Origin of the sequence: Chromobacterium sphagni, from assembly GCF_001855555.1 — a bacterium.
In the GTDB taxonomy this organism is placed as follows: Bacteria; Pseudomonadota; Gammaproteobacteria; order Burkholderiales; family Chromobacteriaceae; genus Chromobacterium; species Chromobacterium sphagni.
The window spans coordinates 1-22,622 of record NZ_MKCT01000025.1 but is presented as its reverse complement, the minus strand read 5'-3'; the positions used below and the strand labels follow the sequence as shown (position 1 = coordinate 22,622).

The 22,622-nt window shown below is 66.2% G+C and carries 16 protein-coding genes and 2 tRNA genes; 12 read left to right on the top strand and 6 right to left on the bottom strand.

Annotation, left to right across the window (positions count from 1 at the left end):
- Positions 1–19 precede the first annotated feature (19 nt).
- From mltB to recR, 4 genes are all read left to right on the top strand, one after another.
- Positions 20–1,054 carry a lytic murein transglycosylase B gene (gene mltB / locus BI344_RS12310; RefSeq protein ID WP_071113237.1) on the top strand — a complete coding sequence of 345 codons (1,035 nt, stop codon included), beginning with the start codon at positions 20–22 and terminating at the stop codon, positions 1,052–1,054.
- Between the two features lie 85 nt (positions 1,055–1,139).
- Positions 1,140–3,098, top strand: coding sequence for a DNA polymerase III subunit gamma/tau (gene dnaX, locus BI344_RS12305; RefSeq protein WP_071113236.1), 1,959 nt, complete (start codon positions 1,140–1,142; stop codon positions 3,096–3,098).
- Between the two features lie 6 nt (positions 3,099–3,104).
- Entirely contained in the window at positions 3,105–3,431 is a 327-nt protein-coding gene (locus BI344_RS12300) for a YbaB/EbfC family nucleoid-associated protein (RefSeq protein WP_071113235.1), read from the top strand.
- A 143-nt stretch (positions 3,432–3,574) separates the two neighbouring features.
- Entirely contained in the window at positions 3,575–4,171 is a 597-nt protein-coding gene (gene recR, locus BI344_RS12295) for a recombination mediator RecR (RefSeq protein ID WP_071113234.1), read from the top strand.
- 79 nt (positions 4,172–4,250) lie between these two features.
- On the opposite strand, the gene BI344_RS23920 is transcribed toward recR, so the two are convergent.
- On the bottom strand, positions 4,251–4,427 hold the full coding sequence (locus tag BI344_RS23920) for a hypothetical protein (RefSeq protein ID WP_206600381.1): 177 nt from the start codon (positions 4,425–4,427) through the stop codon (positions 4,251–4,253).
- Between the two features lie 48 nt (positions 4,428–4,475).
- On the opposite strand from BI344_RS23920, the gene BI344_RS12290 reads away from it, so the two are divergent.
- A complete protein-coding gene (locus BI344_RS12290; protein WP_071113233.1) occupies positions 4,476–5,285 on the top strand; it encodes a class I SAM-dependent methyltransferase in 810 nt (269 codons plus the stop codon).
- A 46-nt stretch (positions 5,286–5,331) separates the two neighbouring features.
- Here the strand turns inward: BI344_RS12290 and lolA are convergent, their stop codons facing one another.
- The 3 genes from lolA to BI344_RS12275 all read right to left on the bottom strand — a co-directional run bounded on the left by lolA (position 5,332) and on the right by BI344_RS12275 (position 8,918).
- Entirely contained in the window at positions 5,332–5,949 is a 618-nt protein-coding gene (gene lolA, locus BI344_RS12285) for an outer membrane lipoprotein periplasmic chaperone LolA (RefSeq protein WP_071113232.1), read from the bottom strand.
- Between the two features lie 109 nt (positions 5,950–6,058).
- The gene (locus BI344_RS12280; protein WP_071113231.1) at positions 6,059–7,174 is read right to left on the bottom strand and encodes a hypothetical protein; all 1,116 of its coding nucleotides are present in this window, start codon (positions 7,172–7,174) and stop codon (positions 6,059–6,061) included.
- A gap of 151 nt (positions 7,175–7,325) precedes the next feature.
- Positions 7,326–8,918 (bottom strand): NAD+ synthase, encoded by a 1,593-nt coding sequence (locus BI344_RS12275; protein WP_071113230.1) that lies wholly within the window; start codon positions 8,916–8,918, stop codon positions 7,326–7,328.
- Positions 8,919–8,991: 73 nt separating this feature from the next.
- On the opposite strand from BI344_RS12275, the gene BI344_RS12270 reads away from it, so the two are divergent.
- From BI344_RS12270 to BI344_RS12260, 3 genes are all read left to right on the top strand, one after another.
- The gene (locus BI344_RS12270) at positions 8,992–10,119 is read left to right on the top strand and encodes a GNAT family N-acetyltransferase (protein WP_239690885.1); all 1,128 of its coding nucleotides are present in this window, start codon (positions 8,992–8,994) and stop codon (positions 10,117–10,119) included.
- Positions 10,120–10,179: 60 nt separating this feature from the next.
- Positions 10,180–10,270 (top strand) — tRNA-Ser (locus BI344_RS12265).
- Positions 10,271–10,325: 55 nt separating this feature from the next.
- A tRNA-Ser gene (locus BI344_RS12260) sits at positions 10,326–10,416 on the top strand.
- Positions 10,417–10,567: 151 nt separating this feature from the next.
- On the opposite strand, the gene BI344_RS12255 is transcribed toward BI344_RS12260, so the two are convergent.
- Entirely contained in the window at positions 10,568–11,128 is a 561-nt protein-coding gene (locus BI344_RS12255; protein ID WP_071113229.1) for a histidine phosphatase family protein, read from the bottom strand.
- Positions 11,129–11,749: 621 nt separating this feature from the next.
- Here BI344_RS12255 and BI344_RS12250 point away from each other — a divergent pair.
- The 4 genes from BI344_RS12250 (at position 11,750) to BI344_RS12235 (ending at position 20,569) form a co-directional block, all read left to right on the top strand.
- Positions 11,750–12,202 (top strand): MarR family winged helix-turn-helix transcriptional regulator, encoded by a 453-nt coding sequence (locus BI344_RS12250; protein ID WP_071113228.1) that lies wholly within the window; start codon positions 11,750–11,752, stop codon positions 12,200–12,202.
- Positions 12,199–12,531 carry a hypothetical protein gene (locus BI344_RS25280; RefSeq protein ID WP_071113227.1) on the top strand — a complete coding sequence of 111 codons (333 nt, stop codon included), beginning with the start codon at positions 12,199–12,201 and terminating at the stop codon, positions 12,529–12,531. The genes BI344_RS12250 and BI344_RS25280 overlap by 4 nt, the downstream gene beginning before the upstream one ends.
- Positions 12,532–12,779: 248 nt before the next feature.
- The gene (locus BI344_RS12240; RefSeq protein ID WP_071113226.1) at positions 12,780–15,263 is read left to right on the top strand and encodes a two-component system response regulator; all 2,484 of its coding nucleotides are present in this window, start codon (positions 12,780–12,782) and stop codon (positions 15,261–15,263) included.
- A 116-nt stretch (positions 15,264–15,379) separates the two neighbouring features.
- Positions 15,380–20,569, top strand: a complete 5,190-nt coding sequence (locus tag BI344_RS12235) for a PAS domain S-box protein (protein WP_071113225.1) — start codon at positions 15,380–15,382, stop codon at positions 20,567–20,569.
- A gap of 20 nt (positions 20,570–20,589) precedes the next feature.
- On the opposite strand, the gene BI344_RS12230 is transcribed toward BI344_RS12235, so the two are convergent.
- On the bottom strand, positions 20,590–22,622 hold a 2,033-nt coding region (locus BI344_RS12230), incomplete at its 5' end, for an FdhF/YdeP family oxidoreductase (protein ID WP_071113224.1).

Here is a 22,622-nt window from a genome sequence, read left to right as displayed (position 1 = left end):
CGAACACAATATGAATCCGATGCAGAAACTGGCCGGCACGGCCGCCGTGATAGCCGCCGCGCTGGCCGCCGCGCCGGCCTGGGCCGACGCCGCCTTCCTGGCCCGCCCCGACGTGCAGCGCTATATCGACGAACAAGTCGCCGGCGGCCAGTTCAACCGGCCCGAGCTGGAGGCGGTGTTCGCCAATGTCGAGCCCAAGCCCAACATCATCCGCATCCTGGACAAGCCGTCCACTTCGCGGCCGTGGTACCAGTTTCGCGCCTCCACCGTCAACGACAGGTTGATCGTCGACGGCGTGGCGTTCTGGCAGGCCAACGCCGATACGCTGGCGCGCGCCGAGCGGCAGTACCAGGTGGCGCCGGAAGTGATCGTCGCCATCCTGGGCGTGGAGTCGCATTACGGCCGCAATACCGGCACTTTCCGCCTGGCCGACTCGCTGTCCACCATCGGTTTCGACTACCCCCGCCGCGCCGATTTCTTCCGCAAGGAGCTGACCCAGTTCCTGCTGCTGGCCAAGGAGGAGGGCAAGGACCCGCTGACGCTGAAGGGTTCTTACGCCGGCGCGATGGGCTGGCCGCAGTTCATGCCGTCCAGCTACCGCAAGTGGGCGGTGGATTTCGACGGCAACGGCCACCGCGACATCTGGAACAACCCGCACGACGCTATCGGCAGCGTCGCCAACTACTTCCAGCTGCACGGCTGGCGCCATGGCGACGACGTGGTGGTGCCGGCCAGCGTGGTGCCGGGGCCGCAGGTGGACAAGCTGCTGGCCGACAAATTCAACCTGCACTACACGGTGGGCGACTTGCGCAGGATGGGCATCGCGCCGCAGGCGCCGCTGGCTGACGACGTGCCGGCGGTGCTGTTTTCGCTGGAAACCGCGCCCGGCGTCACCGAGTACTGGCTGGGCCTGAACAACTTCTACGCCATCACCCGCTACAACCGCAGCGCGCTGTACGCCAAGGCGGTGCAGGAAATCGCCGACCAGGTGCGCCAGCGTTATTACGCCGCGCTGGCGCAGAAGTCGTCCGAGCCGGCGTCATCCGCGCAGTAAGGCCGTTTCCTCCCGGCGCGGCCCAGGCGGCCGCGCCGGTAAAATCAGTCGCCTTGCGCGGCAATTGCCATTAAAATCCGCCCCCATGAGCTATCAAGTCCTTGCCAGAAAATGGCGTCCCAAGCGCTTTGCCGACCTGGTCGGCCAGGAGCACGTGGTGCGCGCCCTCAGCAACGCCCTCAAGGAGGCGCGGCTGCATCACGCCTACCTGCTGACCGGCACCCGGGGCGTAGGCAAGACCACCATCGCCCGCATCCTGGCGAAAAGCCTGAACTGCGAAACTGGCACCACCGCCGACCCGTGCGGCGAGTGTTCCGCCTGCCGCCAGATCGACAGCGGCCGTTTCGTCGACCTGCTGGAAATCGACGCCGCGTCCAACACCGGCATCGACAATATCCGTGAAGTGCTGGAAAACGCCCAGTACGCGCCGACCATGGGCCGCTTCAAGGTCTACATCATCGACGAAGTGCACATGCTGTCGAAAAGCGCCTTCAATGCGATGCTGAAGACGCTGGAAGAGCCGCCGGCGCACGTCAAGTTCATCCTCGCCACCACCGACCCGCAGAAGGTGCCGGTGACGGTATTGAGCCGCTGCCTGCAATTTTCGCTGCGCAATATGACGCCGCAGCAGGTGTCCAGCCATCTGGCGCACATGCTGGAAGTGGAACAGATCGCCTACGAGCCGGCCGCGCTGGCGCTGCTGGGCCGCGCCGCGGCGGGTTCGATGCGCGACGCGCAGTCGCTGCTGGACCAGGCCATCGCCTATGGGCTGGGCGAGGTGAAGGAAGACGGCGTGCGCGCGATGCTGGGCGCGGTGGACCGCCGCTACCTGTTTACCCTGCTGCAGGCGTTGTCGGTCGCCGACGGCGCGGCGCTGATGGCCGAGGCCGACAATCTGGCCGAGCGCGGCATCAGCTTCGATTCCGCGCTGACCGAGCTGGCGGTGCTGCTGCAGCAGCTGGCGCTGGCGCAGACGGTGCCGGCGGCGCTGGCCGCCGACGAGCCAGAGCGGGATACGCTGTTCGCGCTGGCCGACGCCATCGCGCCGCAGGACGTGCAGCTGTACTATCAGATCGCCATCCACGGCCGCAAGGACCTGGCGCTGGCGCCGGACGAGCACGCCGGCTTCAATATGACGCTGCTGCGGATGCTGGCCTTCCATCCAGTGAATGCGCCGGCTGAGGCCGCCGCGCCGCCTCGGCCAGCCGCCGCGCCACAGGCCAGGCCCGGCGCCGTGGCCAGCGCCGCGGCGCCGGTCGAGCGCGGCATGTCGCCGGCTGCGCGCGCCTTGCAGGCCGCCGGCCTGGCATCGCAAACCCAGGCGAAATCGGCCCCGCGCGCGGCGAGCGAAGAGAATGCCCCGGCGGCCGAGCCGGAACCCGAGCCCGCGCCCAGGCCGCAGCCGCCCGCGGCGCAGCTTAGGCCCGCGCTGGCTCCGACCCCGGCTCCCGAGCCTGCGGCCGAAGCCGTCGCGCCGCGGCAATCCGCCGTTGTGGCGGTGCCGCAAGCGGTGCCCGCGGTCGAGGCCGATGCCGAAGAGGACGACGAGCGCGACGAGGACGAAATCGACGACATGCCGTGGCAGGCCGACGACGGCGAAGCCATCCCGGACTACGCGCAGGCGCCGCCGCTGGACGACGAGCCGGTCAACTACCAGTTCGACGGCGACTGGCAGGCGCTGGTGGTGGATCTGGGCGGCAAGCTGGGCGCGGCGCGGATGTTGGCGCACAATGCGGTATTGAAGGGCTGGAGCCAGCAGCGGCTGGAGTTGGCGGTGCCGGAAAGCTTCCGCCACATGAGCGGGCGCGACTACCAGGACAAGCTGAAGGCTGCGCTGTGCGAACGCTTCGGCCACGGGGTGGAGTTGACGGTGACGGTGGAGGAACTGGGGATGGAAACCCCGGCCATGGTCGACGCCCGCCAGCGCCAGGAGCAACTGGCCATCGCTCGAGAATGCATGAAAAACGATCCGGTGGTGCAGCAGATGGTGCGCGAAATGGGCGCCACGCTGATCATCGAGACCATTCAACCCGTACAGGAGTGAACCGCAATGTTCGGTAAAGCTGGAATCGCCGGCCTGATGAAACAGGCCCAGCAAATGCAGGATAATATGAAGAAGGCCCAGGAAGAGCTGGCGCTGGTGGAAGTGGAAGGCCAGTCCGGCGCCGGCATGGTGAAGGTCGTGATGACCTGCGCCCACGGCGTCAAGCGCGTGGCCATCGACGACAGCGTGCTGGACGACAAGGAAATGCTGGAAGACCTGATCGCCGCCGCCTTCAACGACGCCGTGCGCAAGGTGGAAAGCACCACCCAGGAGCGGATGTCCGGCTTCACCAATGGCCTGAACCTGCCGGCCGGCATGAAGCTGCCGTTCTGATTGCGCCAGCCGGCCCGGCGATGGGCCGGTTTGATGTCGGCCAGACGCCCCGTCCCGCGCGGGGCGTCGTGTCGTGAAGCTTTGTGCTTTTCCCTATCGGCGGCCTGTGGCCGCTAGTCTGATTAGGTTGCCTGCTTGTGTCGATGAAGAATCCACCCGCGCTGGAGCATTTGATCTCCGCGCTGAAAGTCCTGCCCGGCGTCGGTCCCAAAACCGCCCAGCGCATGGCCTTTCATTTGCTGCAGCGCGACAAGAAGGGCGCAGACAAGCTGGCGCGCGCGCTGGACAGGGCGCTGACCCAGCTTACCCATTGCCAGCGCTGCAATACCTTCAGCGAAACCGAGCTGTGCCATCTGTGCGCGGACGAAGCGCGCCGCCAGGACCAGCTGTGCATCGTGGAGATGCCGGCCGACCTGATGATGCTGGAGCAGGCCAAGTGTTTCGAGGGCCTGTATTTCGTGCTGATGGGGCGGATTTCGCCGCTGGACAACATCGGCCCGCGCGACCTGAACCTGGACAAGCTGATGGCGCGCGCGCTGGACGACCAGGTGAGCGAGGTGGTGATCGCCACCAATTTCACCGCCGAAGGCGAGGTCACCGCCCACATGCTGAGCGAGCTGTTCAAGGAGCGTGGCCTGGCCGTCACCCGCATCGCGCGCGGCATGCCGGTGGGCGGCGAGCTGGAGTACGTGGATCTGGGCACGCTGGCGCAGGCGGTGTACGAGCGGCGCGGCGTCTGATGGATGGCCCTGCGTTTGCCGGCATGGCCTCGAATGCCGTTTGAATGAAACGGCGGCGGCGCTTATAATCGCCGCTTCCCTATCTGTTTTCCTTCGCGAGAGCGCTGTCGAAATGAACCAGTAATGCCCGGATGCCGCCGGCGTCCCGATTTTCCGCCGCCATCCGGCGCGCGGGCAAGCGTATTGCTGTTTGTTTCATCCATCCGTTCGGCGCGCCGCCGGTTTTCCCGCCGGCTGCCGCATCGACCGATGCCAATGGCCCGCGCGCGGGCGGCTTGCCAGATTCCGTTTCGAGGACTGCAAGATGCCTGACTCTTCCGATATCGCCAAACAAGACGTTTTCCAATACAACCAGGCCGCCTGGGACCGCCAGGCGGCCGCTAGTTGCGAATGGTCGCAGCCGGTGGACGCCGCGGCAATCGCCGCCGCCCGCCGCGGCGACTGGCAGGCGCGGCTGACGCCCGGTCCGCTGCCCGCGGGCTGGCTGGACCAGGTGCTGGGCCTGGATATCCTGTGCCTGGCTTCCGGCGGCGGCCAACAAGCGCCGATCCTGGCGGCGGCGGGCGCGCGCGTGACCGTGCTGGACGCGTCCGCCGAGCAGCTGGCGCGCGACCGGATGGTGGCCGAGCGCGATGGCCTGAACCTGCGAGTCGAGCATGGCGATATGCGCGACCTGTCGCGCTTCGCCGACGCCGGCTTCGACTGCGTGTTCCACCCGATTTCCAATCTGTATGTGCCGGACGTGCGGCCGGTATGGCGCGAGTGCTTCCGCGTATTGCGGCCGGGCGGCCGCCTGCTCAGCAGCTTTTACAACCCGGTGGCGTTTGTGGCGGACCGCGATCCGCAGTACGCCGCCCTGGGCCTGATCCGGCCGCGCTTCGCGGTGCCGTATTCCGATCTGGCGGATCTTGAGCCGGAGGCGCTGCAGCGAAAACGGGAAGGGGGTGAGGCGCTGGTGTTCGGCCACAGCCTGACGCAACAGATAGGCGGCCAGACCGAGGCCGGCTTCGTGATCCGCGGTTTCCATGAAGACTGGCAGCCGCGGCCGCGTTTCGTCATCGACAGCTATGTGCCGACCTTTATCGCCACCTGGGCGCAAAAGCCGGAGTGGTGATGCAAAAAGCCCGGCGGATGGCCGGGCTTTTCATTGGGCGGGCGGCTCAGTCGCCGCTAACCACGTCCACGCCCTTGGGCGGGACGAAGGCGAAGCGGCCGGATGGTAGTACTACGTTCTGCTGCGGTTTGGCGAAGTTGATGCGGGTGTCATTGCCGAAGCTGTCGGTCAACTGCATCTCCACCAGCATATTGCCCTTGAAGCCCATGCGCACGCTGCTGAAGGTGTTGTCCTGCTTTTTCGGGCTGGCGGTCAGCCACTCCACATCGCCCTGCTTGCCGGCTTCATTGAGCTTGTAGCTGCGCTCGATCTCGTTGCTGCCGGCGAGCAGCGCCGCCGGGCTGGAGCCCAGCGCCGCGCCCTGGGCCTTGCGCGTCACCTGGGCCAGGTCCTGGTCGTAAATCCACAGCGTCTTGCCGTCGCCGACGATCAGCTGCGAGTAAGGCTGGTTGTATTCCCAGCGGAATTTGCCGGGACGGGCGATTTCCAGCCGACCGCTGGCTTCTTCGCGCTTGCCCTTGTTGGTGACCAGCTGGGTGAAGTCCGCGGTCAGCGTCTTGCTGCCGGCGACAAAGGCCTTCAGCTGGGCGACGGCGGAGGCGTGCGCCGGCGCGGCCAGGCAGGCCAGGGTGGCGGCGATCAGCGTCAGGGAATGCGGTTTCATCGGATAGGGTCCTTGCGGGCGGCCGCGCCGCCGTGAAAACAGGTATGACAGTCAGGCGGCCCGGCCAGTTCTGCCTCGCGGGAGAGCGGCCGGGCCAAAGTGTTGGCGACTATTGCGCGCTGGCCTTGGTTTTCTTCTTCCCGGACTTGGCGGCGGAGGGCGCAGGCTGCTGTGGTTGCGGCGCAGGGGCCGCGGCGTCGGCGATGGGCTGTTCACCGGCGTCGGCCTTGCCCGCCAGCCAGCCGGGCAATTCGAGCTTGTTGAAGTCGATGATGTCGTTTTCGGCTGGCTGGTAGACGAACTGTGGCTTGCCGTGGTGGCTGTAGCGCAAGTTGAAGTAAGCGTCGGCGCTGAATTCGGCGCTGGCCATGTGGATGGTCTGACGGATGGCCTCCATCTCGCCGCTGCGGCTGACATAGACGTCGCTGACGGTTTGGCCGTCGAGTTCGCCGGCGGGGCTGAGTTTGACCAGGTCGCGCACCAGCTTGAGCATGGATTCCGCGTCGAACTTGTCATTCGGCTGGGCGACTTGCTGGCGGGCGGCTTTGGCCAGGCCGTCCAGGATCAGCAGTGTCATCTTTTGCTCCTGTTCCTTGCTGAGGGTAAGGCGCAGCTTGTATTTGGCGCCGACTTCGTCGGCGTAGGCGTCCAGCGGCTCGAAGCTGAAGGCTTTCTTGTCCAACTGGCCGTAGGCCTGGTCGAGAATCTGCGGCATCGCCTGGTACATTTCCTTAAGCGGGATCCTGGCGGCGATGTCGGCCGGCAGCTTGGCGCGGACGAACTTTCCGGGGTTCCTGCGCAGGGCGGGCACGGCCAGGTCGATGGCGGACGGGTCCACCAGCAGCGACATGTCCTGGGCGCGGAACTGCATCGGCAGCTTGACGCTGGCCAGCAGGTTGCGGCGTTCGAAACGCAGTTCCGGAATCAGTTCCAGCTTGCCGGCCGGCGCGTCGATGGCGCCGCTGACATTCATTTTGATGGAGCTGCCGACCTGGTCGATGGCGTCGGCGAGTTCGGGCTGTCCCAGTTTGCCCCCGCTGTCGGCGAAGCGCAGTTGGCTGAAGCCGAACTGGCCGTCGAAATTGTAGCTGGCGTTCTGCCAGTTTAGCGCCATTACCTTGCGGGCGGCCTCGTCGGCCGGTTTGCCGGCTAGCGGGGTGGCGCAGCCGGTCAGCAGCGCGAGGGCGGAGAACGCCGCGGCGGCGGTCAGTTTCAAGCGAGTCATGGTTTTTTGCGTCCTGTGTGAATCCGGTGGCCCGCGCTCGATGTGGGGCGTCTGGGCAATCCGCCATTGTATCTGAAGCAGGAAGGGTTATGCCCTTGACCTGTTTTCTGTGCGATGGGCAGATGGGCGGCATGCCGCCGCCCGCCGGGGGTCAACTGAAGCGGTTGGTGATCGGGTAGCGCCAATCCTTGCCGAAGCCGCGCTGGGTGACGCGCGGGCCCACCGGCGCCTGGCGGCGCTTGTATTCGTTGATCTTTAACAGCCGCACCACCCGGTCGACGTCGGCCTTGGCGAAGCCGGCGGCGATGATGTCGGCGGCGGACTGGTTGCCTTCGACATAGCGCGCCATGATGGCGTCCAGCACTTCGTACGGCGGCAGGCTGTCCTGGTCCTTCTGGTCCGGGCGCAGCTCGGCCGACGGCGGGCGGGTGATGATGCGCTCCGGAATCACGTCGCTGACGGTATTGCGCCAGCGGCACAGCTCGAACACCAGGGTCTTGGCCACGTCCTTCAGCACCGCGAAGCCGCCGGCCATGTCGCCGTACAGCGTGCAGTAGCCGGTGGTCATCTCCGACTTGTTGCCGGTGGTGAGCACCAGCTTGCCGCTCTTGTTGGACAGCGCCATCAGCAGCGTGCCGCGGATGCGCGCCTGCAGGTTTTCCTCGGTGGTGTCCATTTCCAGCCCGGCGAACGACGGCGCGAGGCCCGCCATGAAGCTTTCGTACATCGGCCAGATTTCGATTTCGTCGTACTTCACGCCCAGGCGGGCGATCATGTCGCGGCTGTCGGTTACGGAGATGTCGGCGGTATAGCGCGACGGCATCATCACCGCGTGCACTTTGTCTGCGCCCAGCGCGTCCACCGCCACCGCCAGCGTCAGCGCGGAGTCTATGCCGCCGGACAGGCCCAGCAGCGTGCCGGGGAAGCCGTTTTTGCCGATATAGTCGCGCACGCCGACCACCAGGGTGCGGTAGACGCTTTCCAGCGGTCCGGGCAGCGCGGTCTGCTTGCCCTGCTGCAAGTCGCCGTCGGCGAAGTCGACCAGCAATAGCTCGTCGTCGTAGGCCGCGGCCTGGGCGACCACCCGCCCCGATTTGTCGACGGCGAACGAGGCGCCGTCGAACACCAGCTCGTCCTGGCCGCCGGCGAGGTTGACGTAGGCGAAGGGCAGGCCGGTTTCCTCTACGCGATAGCGCAGCGCCTCGTGGCGGGCTTCTATCTTGTTGCGGTGGAAGGGCGAGGCATTGAGCGCCAACACCACTTCGGCGCCGGCGTCGGCGGTTTCCGCCGCCGGCTCTAGCGACCACACGTCCTCGCAGATCAGCACGCCGACCTTGACGCCGTTCTGCTCGAACACCAGCGGCGCGGCGCCGGGCGTGAAGTAGCGGCATTCGTCGAAGACTTCATTATTGGGCAACAGCATCTTGTGATACTGGCCCAGGCGGTGGCCGTCGCGCAGCACGGTGGCGGCGTTGAAGCGCTCGTTGCCCAGCTTGACCGGGTGGCCGATCACCAGCGTGATGCCGTCCAACTGCTCCAGCGTGTCGAGCCCCTTGGCGACTTCGCGGTAGAAGCTGTCCCGCAGCAGCAGGTCTTCCGGGCTGTAGCCGGTGAGCGCAAGCTCGGGCGTGACCAGCACATCGGCCCCCTGGACGATGGCGGCGTGGGCGAGGGACAGGATTTTTTCGGCATTGCCGGCGATGTCGCCGACAATGGGGTTGAACTGGGCGAGTGCGATACGCATCTTGAGAGGGCACCGATGTTTCTTGATCCCGCAATTTTACCTGAAGATGGACCGTTGCCTGAAAGGAAAAGCATTGCGCTTGCAACTGTATGACGGCGTGGCATCCGTGCCGCAGCCCGGCTGGCCGGCGGCGGCGGGCGGCGGCCTGTTCGTGGACCGCGCCTGGCTGGCCGCGCTGGAGGAGACCGGCTGCGTCGGCGGCGGCACCGGCTGGCAGCCGCTGCCCTTGGCGCTGGAGCGCGAGGGCCGGGCGGTGGCGGTGGCGCCGGCCTATCTCAAGCAGCACAACCGCGGCGAATACGTGTTCGACTGGTCCTGGGCCGAGGCCTATGCCCGAGCCGGCATCGACTACTACCCCAAGCTGGTGGTGGCTTCGCCGTTTTCGCCGGTGAGCGGCAGCCGCCTGCTGGGCGCGGCGGAGGACAAGGCTGCGCTGATCGCCGGGCTGCAACAGCTGGCGGACGACAACGGCTTGTCGTCGGTGCATGTGCTGTTCCCGATGGTGGACGAGGCTCGCCAGTTGGCGGATGCCGGCTGGCTGTTGCGTGAAGGCGTGCAGTTTCACTGGAACAACCATAATTACGCCGATTTCGACGCTTTTCTGGCCACGCTCAGCCGCGACAAGCGCAAGAAGATCCGCCAAGAGCGGCGCCGGGTGGCGGATGCGGAAGTGGCGGTGAAGGCGTTGGCCGGCGAGGAGATCAGCGACGCGGATTGGCAGCTGTTCTACCGTTGCTATCGCCAGACCTATCTGGAGCACCGCTCCGCGCCCTATCTCAACCTGGAATTCTTCCGGCTGATAGGGCGCCGTCTGGCCGGCCATTGCGTGATGTTCGTCGCCAGCCGCGGCGGGCAGCCCATTGCCGCCAGCCTGTGCATTGTCCAGAATGGCGTGTTGTACGGTCGCTACTGGGGCGCGCTGGAGGAGGTGGCCTGCCTGCATTTCGAACTGTGCTACTACCAGGGGCTGGAATATGCGATCCGGCGGGGTCTGCGGTGCTTCGAGGGCGGAGCGCAGGGTGAACACAAGCTGGCGCGCGGTTTCGAGCCGGTGGTCACGTATTCCGCCCACTATATTGCCGACGCCCGTTTCCGCGCCGCCATCGCCGCTTGGCTGGAACGCGAACGGCAGGGGGTGGAGGATTATGTGGACGAGCTTTTTTCGCATTCCGCTTATAAAACGCTTGCGCCGGATGTGTAGGACTTATATACTGCGCAGCCTCTGTCGGCGAAACGCCAAAGCGTAACAGCGGCAGGGTCTGGAGAGGTGGATGAGTGGTTTAAGTCGCACGCCTGGAAAGCGTGTTTAGGGTAATACCCTAACGGGGGTTCGAATCCCCCTCTCTCCGCCAGAATTCAAAAAAATCCGCCGATATGCGGGTTTTGTTTTTGTAGTGAACACCTCACGGAGAGGTGGATGAGTGGTTTAAGTCGCACGCCTGGAAAGCGTGTTTAGGGTAATACCCTAACGGGGGTTCGAATCCCCCCCTCTCCGCCAGTACGATCCGAAAAGCCCCGGTTATCCGGGGCTTTTCTGTTTTCGGCATTGCCTGGCGCCTTTCCTCTTCGCCGGACGTTATTCATCGCGGCGTATTTCCCGCTTTGGCATGGGTGCGGTTTTTTGCCGGCAATTGGCGGAAAACGTCATCTTATTGCCCGATGGGCTGAGCGCGGTCTCCCGCCAGCAGCATCTGCATCACCTGGCTGAAACGCCAGACATTGCTCCCCTCGTCCTGATCCAGCACCCAGACCACGTCGAAACGATCGTCATGCCATTGTTGCGGGCAGGCGGCGCTGTTGCCGACTATGGCGTTGACTATGCCGGGAATATCCTCGTGCTCCCAGGCGATGAGAGTCGGCCCGATGCGGTCGGCCACCGCCTTGGCCATATTGGCCGCGTCCTCCTTCGCATATTCCAGATTGATGTTCAGCTGCAGCAGTTGGGATAGCGGGAGCGCTGTATGCTGCGGGCGCAGGCTTTGGCTGTGCTTGGCGACCGCCGACGCGTAAATGGCGTTCGGCACCGCAAGGCCGGGCGCCGGCTGTCCATTCAGGGGGGCGAAAAAGCGGGCCAGCGCGCCGGCGCGCTGCCATCCCTGCACAATCAGGTCCTCGTCGCTCTGATTGCCGTCGGGATCCACTCCGGCGACGGCGGGCGTGGTGGTGGGTTTTTCCGCATGGCGGATGATCATGATCTTGCGTGAGCGCATGGCTATTCCTTTACGGGCGGCGGGCAAGGCCGGCTGGCGCGCAGGCGGTGTTCAGTCAGGCGCGTGCGGCCGGGGGTGGTTAAAGATGGCCGGCCCGAGCGCGTCCGTCATTTCGGATACGCTATCGGGCTGCCGGAATGGCGTTCCGATGGCAATGCCGCGCGGCAAGCCTGGGGCATTGCGGTTTCGCGCAGCGTCTTAAAATGTTAGAGGGCCGAAGGGCTGGTGAGTCGCTTGGCCGACTGGACTCAAACCGCAGGCGGGGTGTTGTCGCGGTATCGCCGGCATATTTCAATGATCGGTTTGTCGCAGCGGTTTGGCCGTCGCTGCCCTTACCTTTTAACTCATGCCGCCGTTAATTTAACCCGGTGTAAATACCTATTGCCGTGACCTCCGGGCGGAATAAGCCGGTTCCATTGAATCGGGCGGCAAGCGCGGGCCCAAAGATAGCCTGAAAGTGGATGGCGGCGGCGTTTGCCCGCGCAGACAGCATGGCCGGCGGGGCGGGCCGTGTTTTTGCCGGGCGCAGGTATTTGCAGCGCTTTGCGTTTGCGCGGGTTTCCCCTTGCCCTGCCATGTGATACCGTGTAAATAGTAAGCTACTATATGATATTTCATGTTATGAAAATACGGATTGCAGAGCGGTTTGGCTTCCTGGTCAGCGACACTGGTCGGCTCTATGGCCGAGTTTTCGATCAGCGGGCGCGGCAGCGGCTTGGATTGTCGCTGGCGCAATGCCGCTTGCTGGGCGTGCTGGCGGCGCATGAGGGGGAGAAGCCGTTGTCGCAGGCGGAGCTGGCCGATCTGCTGGACCTCACACCTATGGGCGTGGCGACATTGTGCGACCGGATGCAGGCGGCCGGCTGGTTGCGCCGCGTGCCCAGCACCACCGACCGCCGCGTCAATGAAATCGAGTTGCTGGAGCCTGCCGTGGAGGCCTTGAAAGCGGCGATGGCGCTGGGCGACGAACTGCAAAAACAGGCGCAGCAAGGCTTGAGCCCGGAAGAGGACGTGCAGTTGCGCGCGCTGCTGGGCAAGGTGCATGGCAATCTGGTGGGTTTGCTGTCCAAATGAGCGCTGCGGCAGTCAATGCGCCGCACCGCGGCATGGTCACCATTTCCATCATGTTGGCCACCATCATGCAGGCGCTGGACACCACCATCGCCAATGTGGCCTTGCCGCACATGCAAGGCAGCTTGCAAAGCTCGCAGGACCAGATCAGCTGGGTGTTCGTCCTATATCGTCGCCGCGGCCATCGCCACCCTGCTGACCGGCTGGCAGTGCGTGCAATGGGGGCGGCGCTGGTGGCCTATATCGACAACTTCAAAATGATGATGTGGCTGTCGCTGGCGGTGCTGCCTCTGTTGCTGCTCATCACGCGGCCGGCGGCCAGCGCGCATTGACAGGCGGCAGGCCCGGTTGCAGGCCTGGCACGCTACGTAATTACCCTTATTTTTATGTCGGAGTGCCCGGCTGCCGATCATGGCGGCTTGTAGCCGGAGTGGCTGGAGGCTATTCCTAATCATAGCCTCGGAGCATAAGGACCAGACCTGTCACCGGCGATGCGCATGCTTGGCTGGCGCTGAGTCGTATGCCGTTCCGGGCGTCCATCGTTTTATTCCGCATCGGTGCAACCGTAAAAGGAAGCCGGATGTTCAACGATCCGCCGCACGAGCAGGCCCGCATTCTCATCGTCGATGACATGGCGAGCAATATCCATGTAATCCGCGAGGCTGTCCGCGACCTGGGCGAGGTGCGCTTCGCCACCAGCGGCCAGGCGGCGCTGGAGATGGCGTTGCGGGCCGTTCCCGACCTGATCCTGCTGGATATCGAAATGCCAGGCATGGATGGCTACGCGGTGTGCCAGGCGATCAAGGCCACGCCGCAGCTGAGCGATGTACCGGTGATCTTCGTTACCTCTCACGATCAGGATGTCCACGAGCTGCATGCGCTCAACATCGGCGGAGTGGATTTCCTGCACAAGCCGTTGAACGTGCCGGTGGCGCGCGCGAGGATACAGACGCAGTTGGCCTTGCAGTCCAAAACCCGGCAACTGGCGGCCGCGCAGCGGGATCTGGCCGACGTGCTGCAGCGCCTGCCCGCCTTCGTCGCTTACTGGAACGCCGACCTATGCAACGAGTTCGCCAACGATGAGGCCGGACACTGGTTCGGCATCGACGCCGACGCCATGCGCGGCATGTCTGCGCGCGCGGTGCTGGGCGAGGCCAATTTTGCCGCGCTGGAGCCTCTGCTGCTCGATGCGCTGGGCGGCGACAGTCCATCGTTCGACCTGAGTCTGACCCGGCGCGACGGCTGCGTGCTGCACGGCCAGGTGGCGCTGGTGCATCGGCCGCAGCCCGGTGGGCGGCCCGGCTGCCTGATGCTGATCACCGACGTCACCGAGCGCAAGCGCGCCGAGCAGGCGCTGCGCGATGAGAAGGAACGCATCCGCATTACGCTCAATTCGATAGGCGACGCGGTCATCGCCACCGATCCGGCCGGTTGCGTCACTTTTCTGAACCCCATCGCCGAGGAAATGACCGGCTGGCTGGCGAAAGAGGCGATAGGCGAGCCTATCGAGAGGATCATGCCGCTGCAAGCCAGCGATTCCGGCCGGACGGTAGGCAATCCGGTGCGGCTGGTGTTGGCCGAGCGGCGCACCGTCGGCATGACGCTGGACCGCGCGCTGCTGCGCCGCGACGGCCGAGTGCTGGAGGTGGAGGATTCCGCCGCGCCTATCCTGGATCACGCCGGCCAGCTGACCGGCGCCATCATCGTGTTCCACGATGTCCGCGAAGCGCGCGCGCTGGCGGTCAAGATGATGCACCTGGCGCACCATGACGCGCTGACCAATCTGCCCAACCGCACGCTGCTGCAGGACCGGACGCAGCAGGCGCTGCAGCAGGCCGAGAACAGCGGCGAGCGGCTGGGCCTGTTCATCCTGGACCTGGATTATTTCAAGGTGATCAATGATTCGGTCGGGCACTCCATCGGCGACCACCTGCTGCAGGAGGTGGCCAGGCGGCTGCAGCGGGCGGTGCGCTCCGGCGACACCATCAGCCGGCAGGGGGGCGACGAGTTCATCATCCTGATGCCGGACCCGGCCAGCATCGAACAACTGGGCGCTTTCGCCAACCGGCTGTTGAAGGCGGTTTCCGAACCGTACCAGCTGGCGGAAGGGCGCTTCGACCTGTCGGTCAGCATAGGCGTCAGCCTGTATCCGGACGACAGCAAGGATCAGGAGGAGCTGTACCGGCACGCCGATGCCGCGATGTACCAGGCCAAGGAGGATGGGCGCAACCGCTATCGCTTCTTCTCGGCCGAGATCGAGGAGGCGCTGCTGACGCGCCAAGCGCTGGAAAGGCACATCCGCATGGGTGCGGAGCAGGGCGGATTCCAGGCCTACTACCAGCCCAAGGTGGATGTGACGGGCGCGGCCGTGGTCGGGGTGGAGGCGCTGATGCGCTGGCGCGACGACAATGGCGATATCATCTCGCCCGGCCATTTCATTCCGCTGGCCGAGGAGACCGGGCTGATCGTGCCGCTGGGACGCTTCATCCTGCGCCAGGCCTGCCTCGACGGCAAGCGGTGGTATGACGCCGGCCGCCCTTTGCGCATCGCGGTCAATGTCTCGGCGGTGCAGATCGCCGACGGCGGCTTCAGCGATACGGTGCGCAGCGTGCTTGCCGAAACCGGCATCGCCCCGGAATTGCTGGAGCTGGAGATCACCGAGGGCGTGCTGGCGGCCAATGTCGCGCAGACCATGGAGGTCCTGACCGGGCTGCGCGGCCTGGGCGTTTCCATCGCCGTCGACGATTTCGGCACTGGCTATTCCAATCTGGCCTACCTCAAGCAATTTCCGATCGACGTGCTCAAGATAGACCAGAGCTTCGTCCGCGACATGATAGGCGACAAGAGCAACACCGCCATCATCTCCGCCATCATCAGCATGGCGAACGGACTGGGATTGCGGTTGGTGGCGGAGGGGGTGGAGACCGCGGAGCAGGAGCGGGAGCTGCTCAAGATGGGCTGCAGCGTAATGCAGGGCTTCCTGTATGGCAGGCCGATGCCGGTGGCGGAGATGGAGGGCTGGCTGCGGAACGACGTCCAGCATCTGGCGGGCGGGTCGCTCTGAGGGCTCCGGGCATGCCCGGGCGGCAGCTGTTTCTACGAGGGGGTCGTGCGGTGGATGGATATTCGGGTCTTCAGGCAAATCATCGCGGCCGGTTCTCGTCCGCGCTGGGCTGGTCCTTGCTGGTTCTGCTGGCTGGGGCGGCGTTGAGCGCTCTGGTGTGCTGGCGGCTTGCGCGCCATAACGCCGAGGATGTCCAAAATGGCGTGCGGGATGCGACCCAGCGCATGGCCAGGATGGTGGAGTCCCGCATCCAGCGCTACCAGTTCGGCCTGAAGGCGGTGCGCGGCGTGGTGATGACCGCAGGCGAAAATGGCCTCAGCCGCGAACTGTTCCGCAAATACAGCCAGGGCGGGGATATCGCCACCGAATTTCCCGGCGCGCAGGGCTTCGGTTTCGTCCGCCGGGTGCCGCCGCAGCAGATCGCCGAGTTCGAGCGGCAGGCCCGGCGCGACGGCATGCCCGATTTTCGCATCCGGCAACTGCAGCCGCACCAGGGCGAGCGCAATGTCATCCTATATATCGAACCGGAGCCGCGCAACCGGCGCGCGATCGGGCTGGACATTGCCTCCGAGGCCAACCGCCGCGAGGCTGCCGAGCTGGCATTGCGCAGCGGCCAGATCGTGATGAGCGCGCCTATCAGCCTGACGCAGCGGCCTGCCGCGAACGATCCGCTGTTCGTCATCCTGCTGGCGGTCTATCGCGACGGCGTCGTGCCGCCTACCGAGGCCGCCAGGCTGGCGCAGGGATTCGGCTGGGTGAACGCGCCACTGCACATGAAGGACGTGATGCAGGGACTGGAGCGGGAGCAGGGCGGCGTTAGGGTGGAGTTGAAGGATGTCACCAATCCGGCCGCCCCCGTCGCGGTGTACGACAGCGCGGCGCCGGCCGGCGGCGAGATCGCCGCCTATTCCGAATACCGGTCGGTGCTGGGGCGCCGCTGGCAGCTGACGCTGCGGGCCTATCCCGGCTTCGCCGCCCGGATGCAGCTGCCGCGGCCGGAGACTGCGGCCCTGGCTGGGATGTTCCTGAGCCTGGTCGGCGCCCTGCTGGCGTTTGTCTGGCTGCGCAGCTATCAGCGCCGCGGGCAACTGGCGGCGACGCAGGCGCGGCTGGCCACCATCGTGGAGGGGTCGGTCGACGCCATCATCAGCAAGACGCTGGATGGCGTGGTGACCAGCTGGAACCGCAGCGCGGAGCGGATGCTCGGCCATGCCGCGCTTGAGGCCGTCGGCCGGCCGCTGGAGCAACTGGTGGTGCCGGAGGATGAGCGGCCCAGGGTGCCGGATGTTCTGGGCAGTGTCGGGCGGGGCGAGTTGGTCGAGCATTTCGAGACGCGCTGGCGGCGCAAGGACGGCAGCCTGCTTGACGTATCGGTTTCCGTGTCCCCGATCTTCAACGCCGCCGGCAAGGTGATTGGCGCCTCGACGGTGGCGCGCGACATCAGCCGGCAGAAGCAGGTGGAGGCCCAACTGCATGGCTTGAACAGCCGCCTGGAGGAACTGGCGGCCGAGCGCGCCGCCGAGCTGGACCAGACCAAGCATACGCTGCGGGTGGTGCTGGACGCGGTGCCGTCGCTGATCGGCTACTGGGATTGCGAGCAGATCAACCGGGTGGCCAACCGCGCCTACCGGGACTGGTTCGGCGCCGCCGCCGACAAGCTGCCCGGCTGTTCATTGCTGGAGCTGCTCGGCGCCGAGCTGTATCAGACCAGTTTGCCTTTTGCCGAGGCGGCGCTGCGCGGAGAGCCGCAAACCTTCGAACGGCGGATTCGCGGGCCGGACGGCAGGATGCGCGATACCCTTACGCATTATCTGCCGGATATCGTCGACGACAAGGTGCGGGGCTTCTATTCTGTGGTGCACGATGTGTCCGAACTGGTGGAGAGCCGCAACCGCCAGGCGCGCGCGCGCCAGGAGATGGAGCTGTTGCTGAGCACCATCAACCGCCAGCTGCTGTATTCGGTGACCGATGCCGACGGCCGGCTGCTGGAGGTCAACGACCTGTTCTGCCGCAGCCACGGCTATCCGCGCGAGATGCTGTTGGGCCGGGAGCTGCAATGGCTGGACGGCGGCGCCGAGCCGCCCTCTTTCTGGCAGGAGCTGTGGCGGGCGGTGCGCGGCGGCGAGGTCTGGCGCGGAGAGATATGCGCCCGCTCCCGCGCTGGCGGCCTGCGCTGGCTCGATACGGTGATCGCTCCGCAGATCGACGGCGATGGCCGGGTAGGGCGCTGCGTGGCGCTGAGCATAGATGCCACCGAGCGCCGGCGGGCCGACGCCGAGCTGGGCCGCGTCAATCTGCTGTTGCGCAATGTGCTGAGCGCCGCGTCGGAGGTTTCGATCATCGCCACCGATGTCAATGGCCTGATCACTCTGTTCAATAGCGGCGCCGAGCGCATGCTGGGTTACACGGCGGACGAAATGGTGGGCATCGGCACGCCGGAGCGTTTTCATCTGGCCGATGAGATCGCCGCCCACGGCCGGGTGCTGAGCGAACAGTACGGCCAACTGATAGAAGGCTTCCACATTTTCATCCACGAACCGGAAGTCGCCGGGATGGATCGCCGCGAGTGGACCTATGTGCGCAAGGACGGTTCGCACCTGAAGGTGTCGCTGGTGGTGACCGCCATGCGCGACGATGGGGGGCGGATCAACGGCTATCTGGGCATCGCCGTCGACATCACCGCCCAGCATCGGCAGCAGAGGGAGCTGATGGTGGCCCGCGACCAACTGCAAATGGCGGTGGAGGCGGCGCAGCTCGGTGTATGGAGCTGGTCGCCGGACGACGATCAGGTCAGCTGGAACCGCAAGATGTTCGAGATCTACGGGCAGCCGCAGGAACTGGAGCAACTGGGCTTGCGCTATCAGCACTGGCGCGACCGGGTCCATCCCGAGGATGTGCGGGACGTGGAGGCGAGCTTGAGAGCGGCGCTGGCCGGCGGCGGCGCATACGACGCCGTTTTCCGCGTGGTGCGCCCGAATGGCCAGATTCGCCAGGTGCAGGCGGATGCGCAGATAGAGCGCGACGACGAAGGGCGCGCGCTGAGGGTGACCGGCATCTGCCTGGATATCACCGAGCGCCAGGCGTACGAGACCAAGCTGCTGGAGACCAAGCGGCAGGCGGAGCAGGCCAGCATCGCCAAAAGCCAATTCCTGGCCAATATGAGCCATGAGATACGCACGCCGATGAACGCGGTGCTGGGCCTGCTGCAACTGATGCAGCGCACGCGGCTGGACATGCGCCAGCGCGACTACGTGGAGAAGACCCAGGCGGCGGCCAAATCCCTGTTGGGCCTGCTCAACGATATCCTGGACTTTTCCAAGATCGATGCCGGCAGGCTGCAACTGGATCCGCATCCCTTCGACCTGGAAAGCCTGATGCGCGACCTGGCGGTGGTGCTGTCTGGCAACCATGGCGAGAAGGACGTCGAAGTGTTGTTCCAGATCGACCCTAGCCTGCCTTCCATGCTGTATGGCGACCGGCTGCGGCTGCAGCAGATCCTGATCAATCTGGCCGGCAACGCGCTGAAGTTCACCGCGTCGGGCCAAGTGGTGGTCAGTTTGAGCGAGCTGCGGCGCGGCGCTGGGGATGTCACCCTCTGTTTCGAGGTCCGCGACACCGGCATCGGCATCAGCCGGGAACAGCTGGACCGCATCTTCGAAGGGTTCTCCCAGGCGGAGGCGTCCACCACCCGCCGCTTCGGCGGCACCGGCCTGGGGCTGGTGATCAGCAAACGGCTGATCGAACTGATGGGCGGCAGCCTGCGGGTGGAGAGCCGGCCGGGACGCGGCAGCCGTTTCTGGTTCGAGTTGACGTTCGGCCTGACCGGCGAGGCGCCGCTGGCGTCGGTCTCGCCGCATGCCGACATGCGGGTGCTGGTGGTGGACGACAATCCGCTGGCGGGGGAAATCCTGGTGGATTCCATTGTTATGGTGGGGTGGCGGGCCGACTACGTCAGCGGCGGCGAAGAGGCGATCGCCCGCGTGCGCGACGCCATCGACCGCGGCCAGCGCTACGATGTGGTGCTGATGGATTGGCGCATGCCCGGACTGGATGGCGTGGCGGTGGCGCGGCGGGTGCGGCAGGAAACCGCGCCGAGACATGCGCCGGTCATCGTGATGGTCACCGCGTTCGGCCGCGAGGTGCTGGCGGGCATCGCCCAGCAGCCGCAGGCGCCGTTCTGCGATGTGCTGACCAAGCCGGTCACGCCGCAGCAACTGGTGGATTCGATCTGCCGGGCGGTGGCCGGCGCGGACAACGACTGCTGCGAGGCGGCGCCGCGCTCGCAAGCCCAGCGGCTGAAGGGGATGCGGGTGCTGCTGGTGGAGGATAACGCGCTGAACCGGCAAGTGGCCGTCGAGCTGTTGCGCGAGGAGGGGGCGGAGGTGGCGCTGGCGGAGGGCGGTCTGCAGGGAGTGGCGCTGGCCAGCGCGGCCGAACCGGCCTACGACGTGGTGATCATGGATGTGCAGATGCCGGATATCGACGGACTGGAGGCGACGCGCCGCCTGCGCGCCGACCCGCGCTGCCAGGCGCAGCCCATCCTGGCGATGACGGCCAATGCGTCCAGGGCGGACCGCGAGGAATGCCTGGCCGCCGGCATGGACGATCATGTCGGCAAGCCGATAGACATCGACGAGCTGGTGGCCAAGCTGTTGGCTCTTGGCCGCCGGCCGGGTCCGGACGCGCAGGCGCCCGGGGCAAGCGAGGAGACCGAGGCGGAGGCGATGATCGAAGCGCTGCCTTCCCGGCTCAGGCGCTTTGGCAACAAGCCCAAGGTCTACCGCGCGGCGCTGGCGACGTTCCGTCCGGAGTGCGAACGGCTGCTGGCCGACATGGCCCGGCAGACCGAGGATGGCGCCTGGCAGGCGCTGCTGGCCAGCCTGCATGCGCTCAAGGGCATGGCGGCCACCATGGGGGCGGCGGCGCTGGGACGGCAGGTGGCGGAGATGTCGCAGCTGGTGCGCGCGGGCGGTCCCGAGCGGCTGTCGGACGGATGGCTGCGCGACCAGTTGCGGGGTTTGGCCCAGTTGGCCGACAGTAGCGCCAGCCAATTGGCGGGGTCGTTGCCGGAAGACTTTCCGACCGCGCCGGCGGCTGGCTCGGGCCGGATGGAGCGGGAGCGGTTGACGGACGTGCTGGCCTTGCTGGAGGACAACAACCTGGCGGTGATCGATCTGGTCGACGAATTGCTTGCCCTGGATCTGGGCGAGAGCGAGGCGCGGATGCGCCAGGTGGCCATCTGCGTGCAGCGCCTGCAGTTCGGCGACGCGATCGAGATTGTCCGGGGGCTGGTGGCGGCCGGCTGAGCGCCGGCCGCTTATCGGCGTCAGACGGCGGCGGCGCGCCGCAGCAGCACCGGCACCGATTTGGAGGTGGGGGTGTTGGAGATGTCGGCCACGCTGTCCAGCGGGATCAGCGGGTTGGTTTCCGGGAAGTAGGCGCCCAGGCAGCCGCGCGGGATGTCGTACTCCACCAGCAAGAAGCCGTCGGCGCGCCGCTCGATGCCGTCGTTCCACACCGTGAAGATGTCCACCCAGTCGCCGGCGGCGAAGCCTTGCAGCGCGAGGTCTTCGCGGTGGATGAACAGCACCCGGCGCTGGCCGTAGACGCCGCGGTAGCGGTCGTCCATCGCGTAGATGGTGGTGTTGTACTGGTCGTGCGAGCGGGCGGTCATCAGCACCATCAGCCGGTCGCCGTGCAGCGCGCGGGCGCGGCGGATGGGCGTGTCCTTCTCCAGCGGGTGGACGATGAACTGCGCCTTGCCGCTTGGCGTCAGCCAGCGGCGCTCGCGCGAGGCTGGGGTCAGGTGGAAGCCGCCGGGCTTGGCTACGCGGGCGTTGAAGTCGTGAAAGGCGTCCAGCACCTTGGCGATCTCGTCGCGGATACGCGCGTAGTCGTCGACATAAGCCAGCCAGTCCGTCCTCTCGCTGCCCAGCACGGCCTGTGCGATGCCGGCGACGATGGCGGTTTCCGACAGGAGCGCGCGGGAGGCCGGCGGATTGATACCGTAAGACAAGTGCACCATGCACATCGAGTCCTCCACCGTCACGCCTTGCGGACCGCTCTTCTGCATGTCTATCTCGGTGCGGCCCAGCGTCGGCAGGATCAGCGCTTCTTTGCCGTGTATCAGATGGCTGCGGTTGAGCTTGGTGGAAATCTGCACCGTCAGCGCGCAGTTTCGCAGCGCCTCGAAGGTCAGCGGGGTGTCCGGCGTGGCCATGGCGAAGTTGCCGCCCAGGCCGACGAACACCTTGACCCGGCCGTCGCGCATCGCGGCGATGGTGTCCACCGCGTCCAGGCCGTGCTTGCGAGGCGGCTCGAAGCCGTAGACGTCGCGCAGCCGGTCGAGGAAGGTCTGGCTGGGCTTGTCCTCGATGCCGACGGTGCGGTCGCCCTGCACATTGGAGTGGCCGCGGACCGGGCACAGGCCGGCGCCGCGCTTGCCGATGTTGCCGCGCATCATCATCAGGTTGGACAGCATCTGTATCGCCGCCACCGAATTCTTGTGCTGGGTCAGGCCCATGCCCCAGGTGGCGATCACCGCCTTGCCGCGCGCGTACGTCTGCGCCAGCGCGTCGATGTCGCTCCAGGGCACGCCGGAGTCCGCCGCCAGCGCCTGCCAGCTCTCGCCGCGCAGGTCGGCGGCGAAGGCGTCGAAGCCGCTGCAGTGCTCGGCCAGGAAGGCTGTGTCCAGCACCCGCTCCGCGCCGGCGGCGACGGCCGCGTCGTCCAGTTCCAGCACCCGCTTGGCTACGCCCTTGATCAGCGCGAAGTCGCCGCCCAGCGTCGGGCGGATGAACATCGAGCTGATGGCGACGCCGCCGCCCACCAGGTCCAGCGGGTGCTGCGGGCTGGCGAAGCGCTCCAGGCCGCGCTCCTTCAGCGGATTGATGGAGACGATGGCCGCGCCGCGCTTGGCGCATTCGCGCAGCTCGTTCAACATGCGCGGATGGTTGGTGGCCGGATTCTGGCCGAACACCAATACGGTGTCGGCGTGCTCGAAGTCGTCGAGGATCACCGTGGCCTTGCCCACGCCCACTGTCGCCGGCAAAGCGCGGCTGGTGGATTCGTGGCACAGGTTGGAGCAGTCCGGGAAGTTGTTGGTGCCGTACATGCGCACGAACAGCTGGAACAGGAAGGCGGTCTCGTTGCTGGTGCGGCCGGAAGTGTAGAACGAGGCTTGGTCCGGGTGCGGCAGCGCCCGCAGGTGGCGCGCGGTCAGCGCGAAGGCGTCGCTCCAGGAAATGGGCAGATAGCGGTCGCTGGCCCGATCGTATGCCAGTGGTTCGGTCAGCCGGCCGTGCTGCTCCAGTTCGTAGTCGGACTGCGCCAACAGCTCTGTCACCGTGTGGCGGGCGA

Bases quoted from the DNA above. Each gene is read 5' to 3' on its own strand.
- lolA (WP_071113232.1), bottom strand. From the start codon at position 5,949: ATGAAACCGCATTCCCTGACGCTGATCGCCGCCACCCTGGCCTGCCTG.
- BI344_RS12240 (WP_071113226.1), top strand. From the start codon at position 12,780: ATGTTCAACGATCCGCCGCACGAGCAGGCCCGCATTCTCATCGTCGAT.
- BI344_RS12300 (WP_071113235.1), top strand. From the start codon at position 3,105: ATGTTCGGTAAAGCTGGAATCGCCGGCCTGATGAAACAGGCCCAGCAA.
- dnaX (WP_071113236.1), top strand. From the start codon at position 1,140: ATGAGCTATCAAGTCCTTGCCAGAAAATGGCGTCCCAAGCGCTTTGCC.
- mltB (WP_071113237.1), top strand. From the start codon at position 20: ATGCAGAAACTGGCCGGCACGGCCGCCGTGATAGCCGCCGCGCTGGCC.
- recR (WP_071113234.1), top strand. From the start codon at position 3,575: ATGAAGAATCCACCCGCGCTGGAGCATTTGATCTCCGCGCTGAAAGTC.
- BI344_RS25280 (WP_071113227.1), top strand. From the start codon at position 12,199: ATGAGCGCTGCGGCAGTCAATGCGCCGCACCGCGGCATGGTCACCATT.
- BI344_RS12290 (WP_071113233.1), top strand. From the start codon at position 4,476: ATGCCTGACTCTTCCGATATCGCCAAACAAGACGTTTTCCAATACAAC.
- BI344_RS12280 (WP_071113231.1), bottom strand. From the start codon at position 7,174: ATGACTCGCTTGAAACTGACCGCCGCCGCGGCGTTCTCCGCCCTCGCG.
- BI344_RS12250 (WP_071113228.1), top strand. From the start codon at position 11,750: ATGAAAATACGGATTGCAGAGCGGTTTGGCTTCCTGGTCAGCGACACT.
- BI344_RS12255 (WP_071113229.1), bottom strand. From the start codon at position 11,128: ATGCGCTCACGCAAGATCATGATCATCCGCCATGCGGAAAAACCCACC.
- BI344_RS12275 (WP_071113230.1), bottom strand. From the start codon at position 8,918: ATGCGTATCGCACTCGCCCAGTTCAACCCCATTGTCGGCGACATCGCC.